The sequence below is a fragment of the Terriglobales bacterium genome (assembly GCA_035624455.1).
Lineage (GTDB): Bacteria > Acidobacteriota > Terriglobia > Terriglobales > Acidobacteriaceae > DASPRM01.
The window spans coordinates 1-3,862 of record DASPRM010000044.1 but is presented as its reverse complement, the minus strand read 5'-3'; the positions used below and the strand labels follow the sequence as shown (position 1 = coordinate 3,862).

The 3,862-nt window shown below is 58.4% G+C and carries 4 protein-coding genes and 1 tRNA gene; 2 read left to right on the top strand and 3 right to left on the bottom strand.

What is annotated here, in order from left to right; genetic code table 11:
- The first annotated feature begins 428 nt into the window (after positions 1-428).
- A complete protein-coding gene (locus tag VEG30_05280; GenBank protein HXZ79321.1) occupies positions 429-980 on the top strand; it encodes an SRPBCC domain-containing protein in 552 nt (183 codons plus the stop codon).
- 114 nt (positions 981-1,094) lie between these two features.
- Here the strand turns inward: VEG30_05280 and VEG30_05275 are convergent, their stop codons facing one another.
- The 3 genes from VEG30_05275 to VEG30_05265 all read right to left on the bottom strand — a co-directional run bounded on the left by VEG30_05275 (position 1,095) and on the right by VEG30_05265 (position 3,482).
- A complete protein-coding gene (locus VEG30_05275; GenBank protein HXZ79320.1) occupies positions 1,095-1,751 on the bottom strand; it encodes a zf-HC2 domain-containing protein in 657 nt (218 codons plus the stop codon).
- Positions 1,748-2,464 carry a sigma-70 family RNA polymerase sigma factor gene (locus tag VEG30_05270; GenBank protein ID HXZ79319.1) on the bottom strand — a complete coding sequence of 239 codons (717 nt, stop codon included), beginning with the start codon at positions 2,462-2,464 and terminating at the stop codon, positions 1,748-1,750. The genes VEG30_05275 and VEG30_05270 overlap by 4 nt, the downstream gene beginning before the upstream one ends.
- Before the next feature lie 256 nt (positions 2,465-2,720).
- Positions 2,721-3,482, bottom strand: a complete 762-nt coding sequence (locus VEG30_05265) for a hypothetical protein (protein HXZ79318.1) — start codon at positions 3,480-3,482, stop codon at positions 2,721-2,723.
- Between the two features lie 162 nt (positions 3,483-3,644).
- On the opposite strand from VEG30_05265, the gene VEG30_05260 reads away from it, so the two are divergent.
- Positions 3,645-3,720 (top strand) — tRNA-Ala (locus VEG30_05260).
- The last annotated feature ends 142 nt before the right edge of the window (positions 3,721-3,862 follow it).

Genomic DNA, 3,862 nt, shown 5'->3' with positions numbered 1-3,862 from the left:
GGGATTCACTCTGGCTTTGGGGGGCGGAGTGGATTATCGGATTTCGCCGGGGTTCTACGTGCGCGCGGCGCAAGCCGACTACATGCTGGCGCACCTGTTCAGCACCAACCGCAATAACATCCGGCTCTCGACCGGAGTTGTGTTCAAGTTCTAAGTACTGATAGAGCCGGGCCAGCCAGTACCAGTGCAAACCACCCTTCGCCCAAAAAAGCTTGAATGGGCCACCGCGATGGAAAAACCCGCCCAAGCTGCGCTTGAACGGGGCACCCTCAGGGCTTTCACGACACAAGCAGCGCCGCGGTCTCAAGATTTGCCAGGTTAGCGGCAGGAAAGCAGCCGCGAACCTGGGCACCCGTACACTGGTCGCGCATCTTCCCGCCAGAATTCCTGTGCTACGCTCTGGTGGCGAAACTCCTTCAGGAGGTGACATGAGACAAGTGGGAGTTCTGGCACCGTTGTTATGCGGGCTAATTCTCAGTTGCTCGCCGGCTGCGCAGGCTGAGGTCAAGGAACTTGCCGTTGGCGGATACTCCATAGAGATTGAGGTATTGCTGCCGGCAGCGCCCGAGGCGGTGTACGACGCGGCCACGGGAGACATCAGTGGCTGGTGGGATCATTCTGTCTCCGGGCATCCCAAGAAGATGTACATCGAGGCCAAGCCTGGCGGCGGCTTCTACGAGATCTTCAATGACTCCGGCGACGGCGTGCTGCACGCGACGGTGAACTATGCCGAACGCGGCAAGAGGTTACGCTTCACTGGTCCCCTGGGATTTGGGGGGAGGGCGCTCGATCTGGTCACCACATACGATCTCAAGCCGGATGGAAAGGGAACGCGCATGCATGTGACATGCAATAGCGTAGGCCAGATCAGCGCGCAGGATGCCAAGGCCATCGACATGGTGTGGCAGCACTTCATCGGAGAGAGGCTCAAGGGATATATCGAATCGGGCGATTATCTGAAAAAGTCCAAGGCTCAGTAAGTAATTCGTAACCAGGTTAGCGGCAGAAGCGAAGCCGAACCTGGACACCCAATACCCAAGCCTCGAAAAGCGCGAGATCTGGGGCACCCAGGGGAAGGTGGGCCACCCTGGGATCTATCCCCTCACATTCAGTTTAGAAAAGGACAGGATGGCTCGTCCGGCGGTGGGGCGTCCAAATGAGGTTGCCGGGCGGAAAACGGTAAAGATGAGCATATTCTTGAGATCGGAGTCGGAAAGCGAGGAACCTCCCGGAGCGGTCAGCACGCGATAGTCCTGCACGCGCCCGTTGGCATCCACGTAGGCCTCAATCACCACGGATTCGCCATTCACGGGCTGGCTCAGACCAAAAGGAGCAATGGCAAGTTCTGGCGGCGTGTAGAGCATCGTGGGCACATCATTGATCTGTGCAGGAAGAGCAAAGAAGCCGATCAGCAAGCCGAATATGATGATGGCACTTAACAACCCGGCGGTCGCCGGCACCATGAATGCATTCAGGGGATTTTCGAGACGGAGGCGGAGCAGCGCGAAAGGATCGCGGCGTACCGCAGCGGCCTCGCGGGAAATGGCCAGGCGCAGCCGCAGAGCCAGGTCCGCGGGTGCCTTCCTGCGTCCCAGGGACGAGAGCAACTGTCTCGTCTGCTCCAGGCTGCTTACGCTGGACTTGCAGGCATGGCACGCGAGCAAGTGCCGTTCCAGTGCGTGGTAGTCGGGACCCTCGAGGCGTCCATCAAGGTAATGAGTGGACAACGATTTTGCCTTGGCGCAGGTCATGACGTAGCCTCAACTTCCCGGCCGCTGCGGGGAACCTGGTGATGACTCTGTTCCGCGCCGGCCTGATGCGCTGAGGAGGACAAATCGGAACTCACCTCCGGCAGATATTTTTCCAGGCGCTTCCTGAGGGAGTCGCGTCCTCGTGTCAAGCGCGACTTCACCGTTCCCAGGGAGACTTCCATGACTTCCGCAATTTCTTCGTAGGAGAGCTCTTCGATATCTCGCAAGATCAGGGTAGTGCGATATGGTTCCGGCACCTGGCGCAGTTCGCGCTCCACACGTTCGCGCAATTCACCTTGCGCGAAGTCGTCGAAGGGGGATTGAGTGGCATCGACGAGAGATTCTTTCAGCGTGACCCCCGGCTCATGGAGCAGGCCCGGCTCGACGCGCTCCATCGATGTCTCGCGCGATTTGTGGCGAAACCACCAGCGGCGGCGATTGGAGGCTTCATGAACTGCAATGCGGTAGATCCAGGTTTTCAGACTGGAGGCAGCGTTGAAGTGACGCATGCCGCGAAAGACTTTGAGGAAGACTTCCTGTGTGGTGTCGGCGGCATCTGCAGGGTCATTCAGGATGCGATAGACCAGGCTATATACGGGGGGCTGGTAGTGAGCGATCAACCAGGCATAGGCCTCTTCCGATCCGGCCTTCAGTTCGGCGACGATCGAGGCCTCTTGCGCTCGCACTTGCAAGGTGCCAGCTATGGTGCTCAAGGTTGCTGCTCCCGCCGGGAAGGACACGGCGCTACCTCCGACATTAGCAGGAAGTTTCTGTAACAACAACACGCGTGGGTAATCGCAGCCGACGCCGAAAGCGACCTGTCGCGCGATCGAGAATGCCGATTCGAAGGCATTCGCTGGCCCAGGAAGTCAGGCGTAAGCTACTTCCCCGCACTGATTTAGACTCCGCGACGCAAGTTTTTGTTCCCGAGGGTAATCAGGCTTGCTGAAGGTAACCAACCGCCTTGCCTTAATGCGGCGGCTGAGTTCCCGATTGGGGACTGGCGGTCTGGCCAGTCGCCTGTCCGGAGGGAGTGGTTGTTGTCTTCTTTTTCGCCGGTTTCTTCTGCGTTGCCGTGTCGTCGACGACGATCTTCTTTGGCAAGGTGGGGGCAGGGGGCGCTTGGGCCTGACTCTGCACCTGAGTCTGCAGCTTGACCAGGAGATTCTCCTTGTAGTTGGCAAGGTTCTCCATGCGGTCTCCCATCAGGCGGCGTATCTCTTTCAGATTGTCGTTATCGTGGGAGAGCGACTGGTACTCGTCGCGAGTGCCAAAGACGCGAGCGGTATTGGTGAGCTCGGATAAGACATCGCAGAGTGCATTCACGTTGCGGTAGAGTTTGAAATTAGCCGGAAAACTGGCAGGCAAAACCCGCACCTGGTCGATCATGCCCGGCAAAGCCGCCGACAGATTGCGCTGGAGAGATTCCGAGCTGTTGATGGCCTGGTTTTTGAGGGTGGCATCGGCTTTCCATTTTTCGATACGAAGGCTCTTCAAATCGGCGAGCGTGCTCTGAGAAACGTGTTGCAGCTGAGTGAGAGTCGTGGGATCGGGGGCAGGAGCATTCGTGGCGGCGGGCGCTGCTGCGGACGAAGAAGGCGATGCACCCCCGGCAGGGATGTTTCCGCTTTGCGCAGACTGCGCAGCTGTGCTCGGGGAGACGAAGAGGAGGACCGCCAGGCAGGCAGTTGGACATGAACCTGAATAAGCCAGCAGATTGGAAACGTTCATTGTGTGGCCACCTATTTATTGACTTATCAGATGGACCTAGCTCTGCTTAGTTTATCGCAAGCGAGACGGCAGGGCAGTGAGGAGGGTGTAGTTTGACTATGGCTTGGGTGTGGGGGAAAATGTGAATTGCGGTCGACATGGTTCGGCCGTTCCCTCCAGTGTGGGCCTGTGGCGCAGCTGGGAGCGCGCTTCCATGGCATGGAAGAGGTCGTCGGTTCGATCCCGACCAGGTCCACCACGTTTCCCATGCACTCCTGCCGAACTTTTCACTGCACACGCCAGTAGCCGTATTCCTCCTCTAGCCCTGCAGGGTGAAAGTCATGAAAACGGCTACGGCAGCGGTGGAGCACAGCGAAATCAGGAATAGGAGGTCTGCTATC

Excerpts from the sequence above, each read along its gene's own strand:
- VEG30_05275 (HXZ79320.1), bottom strand. The coding sequence starts at position 1,751 with ATGACCTGCGCCAAGGCAAAATCGTTGTCCACTCATTACCTTGATGGA.
- VEG30_05280 (HXZ79321.1), top strand. The coding sequence starts at position 429 with ATGAGACAAGTGGGAGTTCTGGCACCGTTGTTATGCGGGCTAATTCTC.
- VEG30_05265 (HXZ79318.1), bottom strand. The coding sequence starts at position 3,482 with ATGAACGTTTCCAATCTGCTGGCTTATTCAGGTTCATGTCCAACTGCC.